Origin of the sequence: Roseovarius sp. E0-M6, assembly GCF_037083845.1 — a bacterium.
Lineage (GTDB): Bacteria > Pseudomonadota > Alphaproteobacteria > Rhodobacterales > Rhodobacteraceae > Roseovarius.
Map to the genome: position 1 here is coordinate 556594 of NZ_JBAPLA010000001.1, position 17583 is coordinate 574176.

Genomic DNA, 17583 nt, shown 5'->3' on the forward strand with positions numbered 1-17583 from the left:
GCAAGCCCGGAGCGGACATGGCACCTAAAGCGTTTCGCCTTTAACCTGAGACATCAGCGAAAGGCGAAACGCGTGCAACGCCTGAATGTTGCGCTGCGTTTCGCGCAAATCTGTGAGTCAGGTTTTTCGCGAAACGCTTTAACTATCCGGTTGGTCTGAGCGGACCTTCGTGCTTGGGAGATTGAGCGACCGAAGTGCGGACAGGAGCCGCGCCTCGACGGGCCGCGGTGCGGCGATCCGTCGGTGGTGCTGATGCGTTTTATGTTTGCCGAATCCGGACGGCACTCGGGCGATGCCACCAGCCCTGTCAAATCGCCGTGCCGTGGAGGTGGCCCGGCGATGCGCGGCGGCGCGACGCGCCTTGTCCCGCGCGGGGGCCTTGCACGCTCTCTCACATCCCGTTGCGTGGAACGTCATAGGCCCATTCCTTTTCATGGAAAAGCGCGTCTCCGTCGTAGCATCGCGTCACAGCCCTCAGGTAAAACGTCTCCGCGTCGGCCCACATGTCCGCCCGCGTTTCGATCCTCGGATGCCACTCGCCGCGGCGAAAGCCGCCTTCCTGCGTCATCACGGCGCGCGCGCTTAGCGGATCGCGCCCGATCTCATAGCGCCGGTCCGACAGGTCACCTACCTCGGTGCCCGTCTCATCAAGCCGGATGCGGCCCACCGGGCCAAAGACACCGCCATCAATGGTGACATGATGCGACAGCCGTTCGGTCAGCGCGTCGAAATTCCAGCCGCGTTCCATGCTGCCCTCGCGCAGCTGTGTCATCGCGGGCGGCGCGGCGGTGGCCGGATCAAGAAGGGGGCGCGGCGGCGTGGCACCCGGCGTGGCCTGCCGCACCGGCAGATCAAGCCGCGCCGCTCCGGGGGCGAGGCTCAGCCGGACAGGCGCGGGTGTGGGCCACAGGATTGGCCAGTATCCCGACGACAGCTTGAGCATCAGGCGATGCCCGGTGGGCACGCGGTAGCTGGCTGCATGAAATTCCAAAGGCATGTCGACCGGTTCGCCCGGCACCAGTGGCACAACCGTCTCGGGCCCCGCGCTGTGCATCAGGTTGGCATATCCCCGCGCGATCACGGTCTGCGTGCCATCCGTCGCCTCGTCGATCAACAGCGCGGCCACCTGCGCCTGCGGCTGATCTGCGGCGATCCTCAGCGCCATGCGCGGCACGCCCAGAATATCGAGTGTGTGGTCAAGCACCGGACCGCGAAACTCAAGCGCGCCCGCCCCGTCAAGCCGCGCATCCGCTGGCAAATCGCCCGGCGCGGCAAAGGACATCACGTCACCGCCCGCCGCGCCATAGCTCGTGGGGGTCGTGACGGCCATCGTCTCGCCGGTCTCGGGCGCATCGCCCAGTGTGCCCGCATTGAGCCAGAGCACCCGGCTCTCGACATTCGGACTGGGCCAAGCGGGTTCCTCGACCCAGTGACCCGCACGATGTGCATGCCCGGGGGCAGGGCACACCGCCTCTTGAAGGTATAGCCGCACGGGCGGCTCATCCATCAGCCCGGTGTCGCGCCCTTTCATCCAGTGATCCCACCAGCGGATCAGTTCGGCGGGAAAGTCCACCTGCGGCCCCGGCGCGCCCTCATGCGGATAAAGATGCCCCCACGGCCCGATCATGACCTTCACCGGGGCGCTCGCGTGCTCGGCCATGCGAAAGGGCGTGTTGCGATAGGCATCGGCCCAGCCGCCAAAGATATAGGCGGGCACCTCGATCGCGCTGTAATCCTCGCGGACCGATCCGTGCTGCCAGAACGCGTCGCGCGTCTGATGGCGTAGCCAGTCGCCGGGCCAAAACTCGGCCGCATCAAGCCGCGTGCGCCACATCTCGCGCCACGCCTCGCCCACGATCTCGGGGTCCGGCGGCTGCGCCATGAAAAGCTGCATGATCGCACCCCACCAGAAATTGTCGGTCATGAGGCAGCCGCCGGTGAAATGGATGCACTCCGCCCACCGGTCATCGGTGCCCATCACCGGCGCAATCGCGCGCAACCCCTCGGGCCGCCGTGCCGCCACCTGATAGGCGCTGTAAGCCCCCCAGCTCTTGCCGAACATGCCCACTTGACCGTCTGACCAAGGCTGTTCCCTGATCCACGCGATCACGTCACAGCCGTCTTGAATTTCCTGCTCAAGGTATTCGCCATGCATGATCCCGCCGCTGTCACCCGCGCCGCGCATGTCCACCCTGATCGCCGCATACCCGGCCTCGGCCATTCGTGGATGCATGCTCTCATCCCTGAGCCTCGTGCGGTCCCGACGCCGGTAGGGGATATATTCAAGGATCGTCGGCACCGGCCCCGTCGAGGCCTCCTCCGGCAACCATAGCCGCGCAGCAAGCCGCACCCCGTCGGGCATGTCTATCCATACCGTTTCCCGCGTCTCGATCATCTCTTGCCTTCCTGTGGTTCAGGCCCCATTTCTGCGCTGAGATACGGTGCGATGCAACGGCGGCGGACGCGCCGGGCATTTTGCCCATTGTCATTTCCCTTGCATGGGCATTACTGTAGACTGTGCGCGGGAGGCGAGACGCCTCGCCCGCTATGAGTTTCGCTGTATCAGAGACACCCGCAGGGACGTCCCCCGGTTCATCTGACACAGACCGATTGGACCCTGCTAAGGGTCAAATGCATGCCCGCCGCCCCGCTCGAAGGGGCGCTCCGGGCCACCGAATGGGTGCCCCGACGCGGGCACCGGAGAAGAACCGCGATGACGCGCGCAACAGGAAACATTACGATCAGGCACGCCGTTCGCGGCCGTGATCCCTCAGCGCCCGCGCTCGCCTTTGACAGACACCCCGCGACAGGATCGGACGCCCCGCCGGGGCACGCTCCCGCACGCCGGTGCAATTGGATTACATGGCCAAGAAAATGCTTATCGATGCCACCCACGCGGAAGAGACCCGCGTTGTGGTGGTTGACGGAAACAAGGTTGAGGAGTTCGACTTTGAATCCGAGAACAAACGCCAGCTTGCTGGCAATATCTATCTCGCCAAGGTAACACGGGTCGAACCCTCGCTTCAGGCCGCGTTCGTCGACTATGGCGGCAACCGGCACGGCTTCCTCGCCTTTTCCGAGATTCACCCGGACTACTATCAGATCCCCGTCGCCGACCGCGAGGCCCTGCTCGAAGAAGAGCGCGCCTATGCCGAGGCACAGAACGCCCGCGACGAGGACGACGAGAAGCCCAAACCGAGGCGTAACCGCCGCTCGCGCTCGCGCACCAAGGCCGCAACAGCCGATAATGGCGACGCGGTCGAAAGCTCGGATCCGATTTCGGGGATGGAAACCATCGACACCGCCGATGGTGACGAAGAGGGCATGTCGCCCATGGAGCGCGTCGGCGAAACCCCGGTCGAGGAACCCTCCGCCGATACCGCCGATAACACCGACGACACCAGTGCCGATGGCAATGGCAACGGTGACGGCGACGAGGCCAACGGCGATGATCGCCGGAATGCCTCCTACAAGGATTCCTCCATCGAATCCGTTGCCGATGACGACGATCACGAGGATATTCGCCCGCCCCGCAAGCCGCGGCCCCGCCGCTACAAGATCCAAGAGGTGATCAAGGTCCGTCAGATCCTGCTGGTGCAGGTCGTCAAGGAAGAGCGCGGCAACAAGGGCGCGGCGCTCACCACCTACCTGAGCCTCGCGGGCCGCTACTGCGTGCTTATGCCCAACACCGCACGCGGCGGCGGTATCAGCCGCAAGATCACCAATGCCGCCGACCGCAAAAAGCTCAAGTCGATCGCCAATGAAATCGACGTGCCCAAGGGCGCGGGTCTCATTGTGCGCACCGCCGGCGCCAAACGCACCAAGGCCGAGATCAAGCGCGATTACGAATATCTGCAACGGCTTTGGGAACAAATCCGCGAACTGACGCTGAAATCCATCGCCCCGGCAAAGATCTACGAAGAGGGCGACCTGATCAAACGCTCGATACGCGACCTTTACAATCGCGAGATCGACGAGGTCATGGTCGAAGGCGAACGCGGCTATCGCATCGCCAAGGACTTCATGAAAATGATCATGCCGTCCCATGCCAAGAACGTGAAACACTATGTCGACCAACAGCCGCTTTTCGCCCGCTATCAGGTCGAGAGCTATCTCGGCGGCATGTTCAACCCCACGGTTCAGCTCAAATCCGGGGGCTATATCGTCATTGGCGTGACCGAGGCGCTCGTCGCCATCGACGTCAACTCGGGCCGCGCCACCAAGGAAGGCTCGATCGAGGAAACCGCCCTCAAGACCAATCTCGAAGCCGCCGACGAGGTGGCCCGCCAATTGCGCCTGCGCGACCTTGCCGGCCTGATCGTCATCGACTTCATCGACATGGACGAACGTCGCAACAACGCGGCGGTTGAAAAGCGGATGAAAGAGCGGCTCAAGACCGACCGCGCCCGCATTCAGGTCAGCCGCATATCGGGTTTCGGCCTCATGGAGATGAGCCGTCAGCGCCTGCGCCCCGGCATGATCGAGGCCACGACCCAGCCTTGCCCGGCCTGCCACGGCACCGGGCTCATCCGCTCGGATGACAATCTGGCACTGTCGATCCTGCGTCAGATCGAGGAAGAGGGCGTGCGCCGCCGTTCACGCGAGGTGTTGGTGAAATGCCCTGTCGGTATCGCCAACTTCCTGATGAACCAGAAGCGTGAACACGTCGCCCAGATTGAGGCGCGTTATGGCCTCTCGGTTCGCATCGAAGGTGACCCGACTCTGATCAGCCCGGATTTCAGCCTTGAGAAGTTCAAGACCGCCACCCGGGCCGTGCCCGAGGTGGAAGCGCCCGTCGTATCGGTCGACAGTTCGATCATGGCCGGTGTCGATGATGACAGCACCGCCGACGCCGCCGAGGATGACACGCAGGAGCAGGCCGAGGCCGGGCCACAGAACGGCGAAGGCGAGGGCGATGACAAGCCCAAGAAGCGCCGCCGCCGCCGTCGCCGCCGTGGTGGCAAGAAAACCAATGGTGGGGACGAGGCGCAAACCGCCGAGGCCAACGGCACCCAAGGTGCGGCAGAGACCGAGGCCAAGCCGGCTGCATCCGCCGACACCGCCGAGGCCGAAGGCGCGGCCGAGACCGAAAGCAAGGCCGAGGTCAGCGCCACGACCGAAACCGGCGACAGCCCCGAGGCCGCCGCCGAGGATAAGCCAAAGCCCAAGCGCACACGCAAGCCACGCAAGAAGAAGTCGGATGACGATACTCCGACCTCTGTCGCGGAAGCGCCTGCTCAGTCCGAGGCCGACGTACCCGCACCGGCCGAGGCCACCGAGGAGGCCAAGACCGAAGCCAAGCCCAAGCGCACGCGCAAACCCCGCAAGCCCAAGGCGGCTTCACCCGAAGCGTCAGAAAAGGCCGATACGGGCGAGCAGGCCGCGCCTACGCCCGAACCCGCCGCCAAGCAGGAGTCCAAGCCCTCCACCGAGCCCGAGCCAGCACCCGAGCCGGCAAAAGTGACGGAAATGGCCGAGGCCGAGGCGACCACCCCCGCGAAAGCCCAGTCCCGCGACGAGGCCGATGACAAGCCCAAGCGGCGCGGTTGGTGGTCCATGGGGCGCTGATTTAGCGCGTTTCGCGAAAATCCGGGTCTCGGGTTTTCGTTGAAACGCGCCAGTCAACTCAAACAGCAGTCCAAAGGGCAGGCATTGCGATGTCTGCCCTTTTTCGTTGCGCGGGCCGGTCCGTCGGGCCTGCCACCGCGCGCCGTTTTCATGGGTGGCCCAGACGTCCACCACCGACGCGATACATACGTGAATACCGACGCAATACCGACGTGTCGGTCGGCCCGTTAACCTTTGATTCGGCCTACTATCCGCCCGCCGCGATTTCGAAGGTCAAAACGCCCTCATTCTCGTGTGTTTCCAGAAGGGTGTGACCGGCTTCGGCACAGAAATGCGGCACATCTATCAGCGCTGCGGGGTCGTCCGCGACCATCGTGATGCGTGCGCCTTTGTTAAGCGTTTTCAGTATCTTACGAAGCTTCAGAACGGGCAGGGGACACAGAAGGCCGGTGGTGTCGAGTGTGGTTTCATCGCTCATGCGGCCAATTAACCGCAACGTGACACTTAGTCCACAAACTTGTGACCGAAAGAACGATGACCTTGGCGGCCAAATACCCTATCTGTGCGTCATGTTCGGGATAGATATCATAGACGCCTCCCTCTTCCCCGCCATGCTCGTCGCGCTGGTGGCCGGGCTGCTCTCGTTTCTGAGCCCGTGTGTGCTGCCCATTGTGCCGCCCTATCTGGCCTATATGAGCGGCACCACCATTGCCGATCTGCGCGCCGCCGAGGCGGGCCGTAACAAAGCAATTGTTCCCGCTTTGTTCTTTGTCCTGGGACTCTCGACGATCTTTCTCATCTTGGGATTCGCGGCCTCTGTGGCAGGGGCGGCTTTGCTGCAATATCAAAGCTATCTCAATGCCTTGGCGGGCATTCTTGTGATGGTGTTCGGGCTGCATTTCCTGCATATCCTGCGCATTCCCTTCCTTGATCGCGAGGCGCGCATGGAAGCGGGTGATCATGGCGGATCGGCCTTTGGCGCCTATCTGCTGGGTCTTGCCTTTGCGTTCGGTTGGACGCCTTGCATCGGCCCGCAGCTTGGCGCGATCCTGTCCCTCGCGGCCTCAGAAGGATCGGTTCCGCGCGGCACGGCCCTTCTGGCGGTCTATGCGGCGGGGCTTGGCATTCCGTTCCTCATCGTTGCCGCCTTCCTGCCCCGTATGGGCGGCTTCCTCGACTGGATGAAACGCCATATGGACGTGATCGAGCGGATCATGGGCCTGCTGCTCTGGACAATTGGTCTCATGATGCTCACTGGCGGCTTCTCGGCCTTCGCCTTCTGGCTGCTCGAACTCTTCCCGTTCCTCGCTCTCCTCGGTTAAGACTTACTCTGGCCCAACTCCTGCGCTAACTTGCGCGGCAGAGGTACGTCATGAGCAAACCGGTGTCCCGCAGGCGGGTCTTCTACATCCCCGGGTATGACCCGATTCACCCCCGGCGCTACAGAGAGCTGTATCGCAAGGAAGGGGCTGCGCAAGCTGCGTTAAGTGGATATGATATCGATCTGAAACCACAAGATAAAAGCGGCAAGGCCAAACGTTATGGATGGCATGTCACGGGCGATATCGAAGGCGTGAGGACCGAGACCGATTTCGAAGTGCTCGTATGGTCCGATATCGTGCGCGACAGCATGGAGCAGGGTATTGCCGCGACCTATGCGCAATTGGTGCGCACCGCCTGGACCTACATCGCGTCGGGCGCGCTTTTGCGGCTGATGCGATTGCGCAAGGGGCCGGTGATTGCGGCGCTTTATCCGGTGGGCTTTCTTCTTGTTCAACTTGCGCTGGCACTGGCCGCCGCTGGGGGGCTGGCGCAGCTTTTGGCCCTTGTCCATCCATGGGCCGCGTGGGGCGGGATCATCATCATCCCGTTTCTGCTCAACTGGTTTCGCAAGAAGGACAACAAGTTCTTTGCCTATTACCTCATGCATGACTATGCCTATTCCGCGCGGTATCGCGGCGCCAATCCACCCGAGCTTGAGGCGCGAATGGCCGAGTTTGCCGACGAAATCGCGCAAGCCCTTCAAGGGGATAGCGACGAAGTGCTGGTGGTTGGCCATTCCTCGGGAGCGCATCTGGGCGTGTCGATCTTGGCTGATCTGGTCCGGGCGGGAAAAGTGCCGCGCGATGGCCCGACCCTGTCTTTCCTTTCTTTGGGGCAGGTCGTGCCGATGGTGTCCTTTCTGCGCGATGCGTGGCGGCTCAGGGCGGATCTGGCCTATTTGTCTGCCCGTGATGAGTTGACGTGGGTCGATGTCTCTGCGCCCGGCGACGGCTGTGCTTTCGCCCTGTGCGATCCGGTCGCGGTCTCCGGGGTGGCACCCGAGAACAAGCGGTGGCCGCTGGTGTTGTCCGCGGCGTTCACCCAGACCCTCAGCCCCGCCCGCTGGAAAGAGTTGCGCTGGAAGTTCTTTCGTCTGCATTTTCAGTATCTTTGCGCCTTCGACCAACCCGGCGACTATGATTATTTTCGCATCACCGCCGGTCCGCAAAGGCTGAACGAAAGGTATCGCGACCGACAGCCATCGAAAAGCCGTATCACCAGCCCCGTCAACCGCTACACGAGCGTGACCCGATGACCCGCCCTCCGAAACCTCCGGCGCGTCAGGGAAAAACATCACTTCTGCGCTACATGAGGCTGTTTCGAAAGGATATTCTTTCGGCACAGCCTGCGCGGCTATATCGCGCTTGGATGGCCGAGTTCCGCACGCCGTTTTTTCGCTCCTACCTGTGCAATGAACCGGATCTCGTGGATCTGGTGCTGCGGCGCAGGCCCGATGATTTCCCGAAGTCCAACCGAATTCGCGAGGGTCTTACGCCACTGCTCGGGGAGTCAGTTTTCGTGACCAATGGCGAGACGTGGAAGCGCCAGCGCCGCATCATAGATCCCGCCTTCGAGGGAGGGCGCCTGCGAGATACGTTTCCCGCCATGTGGCAGGCCGGGCAGGGCGCTGTGGCGCGTCTTGATCAATTGGCGGGAGGGGCGCCGATCGACATCGAGGGTGAAACCAGCCATGCCGCCGCCGACGTTATCTTTCGCACGCTTTTTTCACTCCCGATCGAAGACCGCCTCGCAAGTCAGGTGTTCGAAGCGTTCCGGGCCCATCAACGCGCGCAGCCGGTCCTCAATCTCGGGGCTTTCCTGCCGTTGCCGCGCTGGTTCCCGCGCTTTCACCGGCGGCAAATTCGAGAGACGGCCCAGCATATCCGTGCCCTGATCACCGAGCTGACGACCCGCCGCATGCAAGAGATCGAAGAGGGGATCGCGCCTGATGATCTGGCGACGAAGATCATGACCACGACCGATCCCGAAACCGGGGAGCGATTCGAGACATCCGAAATGGTCGATCAGGTCGCAATCTTCTTTCTGGCCGGGCACGAGACCAGCGCATCGGCGCTTGCTTGGGCGCTGTATCTCATGGCGATCTTTCCCGACTGGCAGGAAAAACTCGCGCACGAGGCCGACACCGCGATGGCACAAGACTTTGCATTCAAAGACATGAGCAAGCTTCGGATTTCGCGAGATATATTCCGCGAAACGCTCCGTCTTTATCCGCCTGTTCCGATGATGGTGCGGCAAGCGGCTCAACCCGAGACATTCCGCGACCGCGAGGTGCCCAAAGGCAGCCAGATCGTGCTTAGCCCATGGCATCTGCACCGTCACGAACGCCTTTGGGATCGCCCGGACGACTTCGATCCAACCCGCTTTCAGACCGAGAACGGACGGGCTTGCATGCGCTCCGCCTATATTCCCTTTTCCGCCGGTCAGCGCGTCTGCACAGGCGCAGGATTTGCCATGATCGAAGGGCCGCTCCTGCTTTCGATGATCGCGCGCCGCTTTCGGGTCGAACCACTGGCCGAGCGGCCTGCGATGCCTGTTGCGCATCTGACGGTGCGGGGCCGCGATGGCATCTGGCTCAGGGTTACACGCCGCGGCGCGGCACCTGCCGCCTGAGCCAGTCGATAAAGATGCGGGCCTCGGTGCGGGAGGCTCCAAGGGGAGTTGCGATATGATAGCTGCCCATCTGTGACGAGGGTGCGCTGGCGATTTGGCTCAGGGTGCCGCTGTCGAGTTCTTCCTCGATCAGGTAGCTGGGAAGGAGGGCGGCCCCCAGCCCCTGCACACAAGCCGCGATCATCAGCGAGAACTGATCGAATTGCATACCCGCCCGGCCCGGACGTTCGTCGCGTCCGATCTGCGTCATGAAATCGGTCCATGCGGTCGGTCGGGAGGTGAGATGCAACAGCGGCGCGGAGGCTATGTCCGCGCTGCTTTGAATGTCATGAGAGGTCACGAATGCGGGCGCGGCCACGGCGAGAAGATTTTCGGGACAAAGCGGCGTGAGCCGGGCACCGGGCCATTCCGCATGTCCGAAATGGATCGCCAGATCACATCTTTCAGCCTCAAGATCAAAAGGTTCGGTGTGGCTGCTAAAGCTGAGTTCGATGCCCGGATTGGCGGCGCGAAATTCCGGCAATCGGGGTATCAGCCAGCGTGATCCGAAAGTGGGCAGCACCGCCACCGACAGGATTTGCGCCCCGTCGCCTGCGGCCACGGCGCGTGCGACGGTCTGACGAAGGCGGTGCAGGTCTCCATCAAGCTCGGCGGCAAAGGTCCGGCCTGCCTGTGTCAGTTGCACCGCCCGTCCGACACGGCGAAAGAGGCGCGCCCCGATCAGTGCCTCCAACTCGCGCACCTGACGGCTCACGGCCCCTTGTGTCAGGCCCAACTCTTCTGAGGCCAAGGTAAAGCTTTGATGGCGCGCCGCGGCTGTAAAGCTTCTCAGGATCGAGAGGGAGGGCAAATGGCTCATGGTGGGGCTTTCGTGAGTTTTGGTCACTAATACCCGAGTTTTCTGTGTGTTTTAATACCTCATTTACTCAAGTAGACTGTGCGCAAACGGATCACTTTAAAAAGGGGTAGGCATGAAACGCATCGCGGTCATGGGATTGGGCAAGGTGGGCCGGCTGGCGGCCGAACTTCTGGTCGAGGCGGGTTTTGAGGTTACGGGCTTTGATGCCGCACCGCGTGAGGCGGGCTTTGCGACGCGGGTGCTTGACTTGGGGGACACGGACGGCCTTGCCGCCGCGCTCGGGGATCAGGATGCGGTGTTGTCCTGCCTGCCTTACAGCCTCAATCAGGCGCTTGCGACGTCGGCGCACGAGGCCGGTCTGCACTATTTCGACCTGACCGAGGATGTGCCCACCACCAAGGCGATTATGGCCTTGTCGAAAACCTCCAAAGGCCTCATGGCGCCGCAATGTGGATTGGCGCCCGGATTCGTCGGGATTGTCGGCGCGGACCTTATCAGCCGTTTCGATGAGTGTCGGTCGTGCAAGATGCGCGTCGGCGCGCTGCCACAGCATCCCACCGGTCTCATGGGCTATTCCTTCAACTGGTCGCCCGAGGGTGTGGTCAACGAATATCTCAATGATTGCGAGGTGTTGGAGGAAGGTCAGCTTAAGACGGTTTCACCGATGGAATGGATCGAAAAGACCATGATCGGCGGCACCGAACTTGAGGCCTTCACCACTTCGGGTGGGCTTGGCACCATGTGCGAGACCTATCTCAACCGTGTCCCGAACATGGATTACAAGACCATGCGGTATCCCGGTCACGTCGATCTCATGAACTTTTTCTTCCACGAACTTCTGATGCGCGAGCGGCGTGAGGAGGCGGGGGAAATCCTCGTCAATGCCAAGCCGCCGGTGGCCGAAGATGTGGTTTATGTCCATGTCTCCGCCGAGGGGGTGAAAGACGGTCACCTTGGCCGCGAAGAGTTTGTGCGGGCCTACAAACCCATCGAGATCGCGGGTGAGCGGCGCACGGCGATCGCATGGACCACCGCTTCGTCGGTTGTCGCGGTGATCGAGATGGTGCGCGACGGAAGCCTGCCGGGGCAGGGCTTTCTCAAGCAGGAGGATATCCCCCTTGATCGCTTCTTCGACACTGTCGGCGGCCAACGCTATGCGACGCGGGGTCAGGTATGACCGGGACATTCCGCCGTGCCACACGCCTTGAGGGGCTGGAACTCTCTGAGATCGTGCAGGTTTCGGAAGCGGCCCGCGAGATGCGTGCCAAGGGCCGTGACGTGGTGGCGCTCAGCACCGGAGAGCCGGATTTTCCAACACCCGACCACGTGATCGAGGCCGCGCACCGGGCCGCACTTGCGGGGGAAACCGGCTATCCGCCGACGGGTGGCACAGCCAAGTTGCGCGCCGCAGTTGCCGATGGTGCCGGGGTCAATCCTGCCCAAGTGGTTATCTCGACCGGCGCGAAGCAGGCCATCGCCAACGCGCTTTTGGCCACACTGAACGAAGGCGACGAGGTTGTGATCCCGGTGCCCTTCTGGACCAGTTATTCGGATATCGTGCGCATGGCGGGGGGTGTGCCCGTGCTTGTCACCTGTCCGCTTGAGGCCGGGTTTTGCATGACGCCAGATCAGCTTGAGGGGGCGATCACGTCGCGCACCCGGTGGCTGATGCTCAATGCGCCGTCCAATCCGTCGGGTGCGGTCTATGATGCAGGTCAGATCGCCGCGCTCGCCGCGGTGCTCGAGCGTCACCCGGATGTCTGGATCATGGCCGATGAGATTTATGAGCATCTAAGCTATGTGCCCTTCACCTCGTTCCGCGAGGCCGCGCCGGCGCTTACTGATCGAACTCTCGTCATAAATGGTGTCAGCAAGGCCTATGCAATGACCGGCTGGCGTATCGGATGGGGCATCGGGCCCGCCCCCTTGATCAAGGCGATGACGGCTGTGCAAGGGCAGGTGACATCCGGAGCGAGTTCGATTTCGCAGGCTGCCGCCCTTGTCGCGGTGACAGGCGACCAGTCGCTTCTGGAGACGCGGCGCATGGTGATGCAGGCACGGCGCGACAAGGTGGTGTCCGCGCTTGATGCGCTGAGCGGTGTGAGATGCCCTGTTCCCGATGGGGCCTTCTATGTGTTCCCGAATATCGAAGGCGCGATGGCCGCTGGCGGGTTTGAAAGCGATGCGGATTTTTGCCGACATCTGCTCGAAACACAGGCGCTGGCACTTGTGCCGGGGCGGGCCTTTGGTGCGCCCGGGCATCTGCGCCTGTCCTTTGCCTATTCCGAAGCGGAACTTGATGAAGGGTTGGCACGTATGGCACAGGCTGTTCAGGCGCTTGGCGGATAGGGGAAAACCATGGACAGAGCCCAGATCGTTCACGAAAATTTCCTGCGTCGCGTGGCGGACGGCGACCTGCCCGAGGGGCGCGCGCCGTCAGGGCCGCTTGATCCCGAGGGTGCGGTAGGTATTTTTCGCGCCGGATGCCTGAGCCGTGCGCTCGACCGTCAAAGCCGCGCCATGCAGAAGGCGGGGCAGGGCTTCTATACGATCGGGTCGTCAGGGCACGAGGGGATGGCCGCCGTCGCCGCCGCCCTGCGCCCCACTGACATGGCGTTCCTGCACTACCGCGACGCGGCGTTTCAGATCGCGCGCGCCGATCAGGTTCCCGGTCAGACGATCCTGTGGGACATGTTGCTGAGTTTTGCTGCCTCCTCGGACGATCCGATCAGCGGCGGACGGCACAAGGTGCTTGGCTCCAAGGCGCTCAATATCCCGCCGCAGACATCAACCATCGCGAGCCATCTGCCAAAGGCGGTCGGCGCGGCCTATTCCGTGGGTATGGCCCGCAGGCACCGGCCAGAACATGCCGAACTGCCCAAGGACAGCATCGTCTATTGCAGCTTTGGTGACGCATCGGCCAATCATTCGACCGCGCAGGGCGCGTTCAACACCGCCTCCTGGACCGCCTATCAAGGCGTGCCGCTGCCACTTCTTTTTGTGTGCGAAGACAATGGCATCGGCATTTCGGTCAAGACACCCAAGGGCTGGATCGCGGCAAGTTTCCGGGATCGTCCGGGAATGAAGTATTTCCACTGTGACGGGCTTGATATCTTCGAGACATTCCGCGTCTCACAGGAGGCCGCGCGTTATGTGCGCACGCAACGTAAGCCCGCGTTCCTGCATATCCGCACCGTTCGACTTTATGGTCACGCGGGTGCGGACATGCCCACCACCTATATGCCCAAGGCCGAGGTCGAGGCCGACGAGGCCAACGATCCGCTTTTGCGTGCCGTGCGTTTGCTGAACGAATCCGGTGCGATGGGGCTTGATGCGGCGTTGTCGGTCTATGAGGAGACCTGTGACAGGGTCGCCCGCGTGGCCGATGAGGCCGTGACGCGCCCACGCCTCAAGACCGCGCAGGACGTGATGGCAAGTCTTGTCCCGCCCAAGCGTTCCTGCCGCCCCACGAACGGCCCGACGCCGGAGGCGCGCGAAAAGGCATTCGGCGGCGATCTCAGGGCGATGGAGGAGCCGCAAATCATGTCGCGGCTCATCAACTGGTCGCTGACCGATCTGATGCTTGAACACCCCGAAATCGTGATGATGGGCGAGGATGTGGGCCGCAAGGGCGGCGTCTATGGCGTTACGCAGAAATTGCAGGCCCGGTTTGGCCCGGACCGCGTGGTCGACACCCTGCTCGACGAGCAATCCATTCTGGGCATGGGGATCGGCATGGCGCAGAACGGGTTCGTGCCAATCCCGGAAATTCAGTTCCTTGCCTATCTGCACAATGCCGAGGATCAGCTTAGGGGCGAGGCCGCGACTTTGCCCTTCTTTTCAAACGGGCAATATACCAATCCGATGGTGCTGCGGATTGCCGGGCTTGGCTATCAGAAGGGGTTTGGCGGGCATTTCCACAACGACAACTCGCTTGCTGTGCTGCGCGACATTCCGGGGCTTATTCTTGCCGTTCCGTCCTCGGGGGCGGATGCGGCGCGGATGATGCGCGAATGCGTGCGCCTCGCGCGCGAAGAACAGCGGCTTGTGGTGTTTCTCGAACCTATTGCGCTCTATCCGATGCGCGACCTTCACGAGGCGGGTGATAATGGCTGGATGACCTGCTATCCCGACCCGTCCGAGCGCATCGCGTTTCAGGAGGTCGGTGTTGAGGGCGACGGCGACGATCTGGTGATCGTGACCTATGGCAACGGGCGTTATCTTTCGACCCAAGCGGCCGGGAAACTGAAGGATGAGGGGGTGAAGGCGCGGGTCATTGACCTGCGCTGGCTTTCGCCCCTGCCCGAGGCGGCGCTGCTTGATGCGGTCAAAGGTGCCAAGCGGGTGCTGATCGTGGACGAAACCCGCCGGTCGGGCGGTGTGGCCGAGGCGCTGATGGCGCTTTGTGCCGAGCATCTGGACGTGCCATTCGCCCGTGACGTGGCGCGGGACAGTTTCATCGCGACGGGCCCCGCCTATGCGGCGACGATGCCCTCGGTCGAGAGTATCACCGAGGCGGCGCGCGCACTGATCGGGGGCAAACCATGACCAAGGCCGTTGTGATCTGTCCCGGGCGCGGAACCTATAACAAGCCTGAGCTTGGCTATCTCCACCGGCACTTTCCGGATCAGGATTTGCTGAGGTCGTTCGACACGCAGCGAAGCGCACGCGGAGAGGCCCCGCTGACCGAACTGGACGGCGCCGATAAGTTCTCGCTCTCACGGCATACACGGGGTGATAATGCGTCTGGACTGATCTATGCCGCGACGCTGGGCGACTTTCTCACGATTGACCGGGACACGATCGAGATCGTGGCGATCACGGGCAACTCGATGGGGTGGTATAGTGCGCTGGCTTTGGCCGGGGCGCTGTCGCCGCGCGATGGGTTCGAACTGGTCAACACCATGGGTGCGCTGATGCAGGAGGCGATGATCGGCGGGCAACTGGTTTATCCGATCACCGGTGACAACTGGGTGCCGGAGCCCGAAAAGCGCCGTGAGATCATGAACCTCATCGCGCGCATTGATGAGCGCGATGACTGCGTGCTCACGGTGTCCATTGATCTTGGCGGAATGCTGGTTTTGGCGGGCAATCACCACGGGCTCGACACCTTCAAGCAGGCCGTGCCGCAGATAGACGGACGCTATCCCATGGTGCTCGCCAATCATGCCGCGTTTCATTCGCATCTTCAGGGCCCGGTGGCCGAGAAAGGGCGCGCGGCCTTGTCCGATGGGCTTTTTGCATCGCCTGATCTGCCGCTTGTGGATGGGCGCGGGGCAATCTGGTGGCCCGGTGCCACGAAGACAGCGGCGCTATGGGAGTATACGCTGGGCCATCAAGTGACCGAAACCTATGACTTCGCCCGTGCCATCGCCGTGGCTGCGCGGGAGTTCGCACCGGACCTTTTCATCGTGACAGGCCCGGGCACGACGCTGGGTGGGGCGGTGGCCCAATCGCTGATCGCCGCCGACTGGCAGGGGATGCAGGGCAAGGACGACTTCAAGACACGACAGCAAAGTGACCCGATCCTGATTTCCATGGGCATGGACGATCAGCGTGGGCGCGTAACAAAGGAGAAAAACACATGACTCACAAGGACGTATTGCTAAACGCCGGCCTATCAGAGGCCGAGATCACCGGCGGCACGCTTGACGTGGTGTCGCCAATCGACGGTGAGGTCGCGGCCAAGGTGACCGAAACGAAAGCCGCCGATATGGACCGCCTCATCGGCACGGCCCAAGAGGCATTTCGTGCATGGCGCCAGGTTCCGGCACCGCGCCGCGGCGAGCTTGTCCGCCTCTTCGGCGAAGAGCTTCGCAAGGCGAAGAACGATCTCGGAGCGATTGTCACGCTCGAGGCCGGCAAGATCACGTCCGAGGGGCTTGGCGAAGTTCAGGAAATGATCGACATTTGCGACTTCGCAGTAGGTCTCTCGCGGCAGCTTTATGGGCTGACCATCGCCTCCGAGCGTCCGGGCCACCGGATGATGGAAACATGGCACCCGATGGGGCCCGTGGGGATCATCACGGCGTTCAATTTCCCCGTCGCGCCGTGGAGCTGGAATGCGGCACTCGCGCTTGTCTGTGGCGACCCGGTGATCTGGAAGCCATCCGAGAAAACACCGCTGACCGCCATGGTGACACAGAAGATTTTCGAACGCGCGGTCGCCAAGTTCGGTGCCGATGCGCCCGAAGGCCTGAGCCAGGTTGTCGTGGGGGGTGCGGATGTGGGCGACGCCCTTGTCACGTCGCGCGACGTGCCGGTGATCTCGGCAACCGGATCCTGCCGCATGGGGGGAATCGTCGGGCCGAAGGTGGCCGAGCGTTATGGCCGCTGCATCCTTGAACTGGGCGGCAACAACGCGATGATCGTGGCCCCCTCGGCAGATCAGGACATGGCCGTGCGCGCCATCGTGTTTTCCGCCGTTGGCACCGCGGGTCAGCGCTGCACGTCGCTGCGCCGTTTGATCGTGCATAATTCGATCCGCGAAGAATTGGTCGAAAAAGTCGCCAAAGCCTATGCCAGCCTGCCGGTGGGCGACCCACGCCAAGACGGAACGCTGGTCGGGCCGTTGATCGACGCGGGCGCACGTAGCCAGATGCAAAAGGCGCTCGATGCCGCCAAGGCCGATGGCGGCACCGTTCACGGCGGTGAAGCCGTGACCGATGGCGTGCCGGGTGGCACCTATGTGAAACCCGCCATCATCGAGATGCCGGGCCAGACCGAGATCGTCAAGACCGAGACCTTCGCACCTATTCTGTATGTCATGGGTTATGACGATCTGGACGAAGCGATTGCGCTGCAAAACGAAGTGGCCCAAGGGCTTTCGTCCTGCATCTTTACGCTCAACCTGCGCGAAGCCGAGAAATTCGTGTCCGATACAGGCTCGGATTGCGGGATCGCCAACGTGAATATCGGCCCCTCTGGTGCCGAGATCGGTGGTGCCTTTGGTGGCGAAAAAGAAACCGGTGGCGGGCGCGAAAGCGGTTCGGACGCATGGCGCGGCTACATGCGGCGGCAGACGAACACGATCAACTATTCCGACGAGCTTCCGCTTGCGCAGGGTGTGAAGTTCGACATCTAAGGTTTCGGAAAGAAACGAAAATAAAAGCCCGGTTGCCGATGCGGTGGCCGGGCTTTTTTTTACTGTCATGCGACAGTCAAACCAAAAGAAACCGCCGAATGCGGTTTGATCTTTTGAA

General features: G+C 62.4%; 12 protein-coding genes. 9 read left to right on the forward strand and 3 right to left on the reverse strand.

The features are described from left to right. Positions 1-391: 391 nt before the first annotated feature. Entirely contained in the window at positions 392-2395 is a 2004-nt protein-coding gene (locus tag V8359_RS02850; protein ID WP_336427193.1) for a CocE/NonD family hydrolase, read from the reverse strand. A gap of 467 nt (positions 2396-2862) precedes the next feature. Between V8359_RS02850 and V8359_RS02855 the strand changes: the two genes are divergently transcribed. Beyond that, a complete protein-coding gene (locus V8359_RS02855; protein WP_336427194.1) occupies positions 2863-5568 on the forward strand; it encodes a ribonuclease E/G in 2706 nt (901 codons plus the stop codon). 247 nt (positions 5569-5815) lie between these two features. Here the strand turns inward: V8359_RS02855 and V8359_RS02860 are convergent, their stop codons facing one another. Continuing rightward, complete coding sequence (locus V8359_RS02860; RefSeq protein WP_336427195.1) at positions 5816-6046, reverse strand: sulfurtransferase TusA family protein; 231 nt, start codon at positions 6044-6046, stop codon at positions 5816-5818. A gap of 91 nt (positions 6047-6137) precedes the next feature. On the opposite strand from V8359_RS02860, the gene V8359_RS02865 reads away from it, so the two are divergent. From V8359_RS02865 to V8359_RS02875, 3 genes are read left to right on the forward strand one after another with little or no spacing between them, the layout of a single operon-like run. Further along, complete coding sequence (locus V8359_RS02865; RefSeq protein ID WP_336427196.1) at positions 6138-6890, forward strand: cytochrome c biogenesis CcdA family protein; 753 nt, start codon at positions 6138-6140, stop codon at positions 6888-6890. 50 nt (positions 6891-6940) lie between these two features. Further along, complete coding sequence (locus tag V8359_RS02870) at positions 6941-8146, forward strand: hypothetical protein (protein ID WP_336427197.1); 1206 nt, start codon at positions 6941-6943, stop codon at positions 8144-8146. Next, a complete protein-coding gene (locus V8359_RS02875) occupies positions 8143-9522 on the forward strand; it encodes a cytochrome P450 (RefSeq protein WP_336427198.1) in 1380 nt (459 codons plus the stop codon). The genes V8359_RS02870 and V8359_RS02875 overlap by 4 nt, the downstream gene beginning before the upstream one ends. On the opposite strand, the gene V8359_RS02880 is transcribed toward V8359_RS02875, so the two are convergent. Beyond that, the gene (locus V8359_RS02880) at positions 9491-10381 is read right to left on the reverse strand and encodes a LysR family transcriptional regulator (protein WP_336427199.1); all 891 of its coding nucleotides are present in this window, start codon (positions 10379-10381) and stop codon (positions 9491-9493) included. The genes V8359_RS02875 and V8359_RS02880 overlap by 32 nt on opposite strands. Before the next feature lie 112 nt (positions 10382-10493). On the opposite strand from V8359_RS02880, the gene V8359_RS02885 reads away from it, so the two are divergent. From V8359_RS02885 to amaB, 5 genes are read left to right on the forward strand one after another with little or no spacing between them, the layout of a single operon-like run. After that, complete coding sequence (locus V8359_RS02885; RefSeq protein WP_336427200.1) at positions 10494-11558, forward strand: saccharopine dehydrogenase family protein; 1065 nt, start codon at positions 10494-10496, stop codon at positions 11556-11558. Beyond that, positions 11555-12730, forward strand: coding sequence for a pyridoxal phosphate-dependent aminotransferase (locus V8359_RS02890; RefSeq protein WP_336427201.1), 1176 nt, complete (start codon positions 11555-11557; stop codon positions 12728-12730). Before V8359_RS02885 ends, V8359_RS02890 begins: the two co-directional genes overlap by 4 nt. A 9-nt stretch (positions 12731-12739) precedes the next feature. Further along, positions 12740-14929 carry a dehydrogenase E1 component subunit alpha/beta gene (locus V8359_RS02895; protein WP_336427203.1) on the forward strand — a complete coding sequence of 730 codons (2190 nt, stop codon included), beginning with the start codon at positions 12740-12742 and terminating at the stop codon, positions 14927-14929. Continuing rightward, positions 14926-15969, forward strand: a complete 1044-nt coding sequence (locus V8359_RS02900) for an ACP S-malonyltransferase (RefSeq protein WP_336427204.1) — start codon at positions 14926-14928, stop codon at positions 15967-15969. Before V8359_RS02895 ends, V8359_RS02900 begins: the two co-directional genes overlap by 4 nt. Continuing rightward, positions 15966-17465 carry an L-piperidine-6-carboxylate dehydrogenase gene (amaB, locus tag V8359_RS02905; RefSeq protein WP_336427205.1) on the forward strand — a complete coding sequence of 500 codons (1500 nt, stop codon included), beginning with the start codon at positions 15966-15968 and terminating at the stop codon, positions 17463-17465. Before V8359_RS02900 ends, amaB begins: the two co-directional genes overlap by 4 nt. Positions 17466-17583: the final 118 nt, after the last annotated feature.

What these genes read in the sequence shown, in the direction of transcription:
- V8359_RS02850 (WP_336427193.1), bottom strand. Translation starts at nt 2,395, where the DNA reads ATGATCGAGACGCGGGAAACGGTATGGATAGACATGCCCGACGGGGTG.
- V8359_RS02855 (WP_336427194.1), top strand. Translation starts at nt 2,863, where the DNA reads ATGGCCAAGAAAATGCTTATCGATGCCACCCACGCGGAAGAGACCCGC.
- V8359_RS02860 (WP_336427195.1), bottom strand. Translation starts at nt 6,046, where the DNA reads ATGAGCGATGAAACCACACTCGACACCACCGGCCTTCTGTGTCCCCTG.
- V8359_RS02865 (WP_336427196.1), top strand. Translation starts at nt 6,138, where the DNA reads ATGTTCGGGATAGATATCATAGACGCCTCCCTCTTCCCCGCCATGCTC.
- V8359_RS02870 (WP_336427197.1), top strand. Translation starts at nt 6,941, where the DNA reads ATGAGCAAACCGGTGTCCCGCAGGCGGGTCTTCTACATCCCCGGGTAT.
- V8359_RS02875 (WP_336427198.1), top strand. Translation starts at nt 8,143, where the DNA reads ATGACCCGCCCTCCGAAACCTCCGGCGCGTCAGGGAAAAACATCACTT.
- V8359_RS02880 (WP_336427199.1), bottom strand. Translation starts at nt 10,381, where the DNA reads ATGAGCCATTTGCCCTCCCTCTCGATCCTGAGAAGCTTTACAGCCGCG.
- V8359_RS02885 (WP_336427200.1), top strand. Translation starts at nt 10,494, where the DNA reads ATGAAACGCATCGCGGTCATGGGATTGGGCAAGGTGGGCCGGCTGGCG.
- V8359_RS02890 (WP_336427201.1), top strand. Translation starts at nt 11,555, where the DNA reads ATGACCGGGACATTCCGCCGTGCCACACGCCTTGAGGGGCTGGAACTC.
- V8359_RS02895 (WP_336427203.1), top strand. Translation starts at nt 12,740, where the DNA reads ATGGACAGAGCCCAGATCGTTCACGAAAATTTCCTGCGTCGCGTGGCG.
- V8359_RS02900 (WP_336427204.1), top strand. Translation starts at nt 14,926, where the DNA reads ATGACCAAGGCCGTTGTGATCTGTCCCGGGCGCGGAACCTATAACAAG.
- amaB (WP_336427205.1), top strand. Translation starts at nt 15,966, where the DNA reads ATGACTCACAAGGACGTATTGCTAAACGCCGGCCTATCAGAGGCCGAG.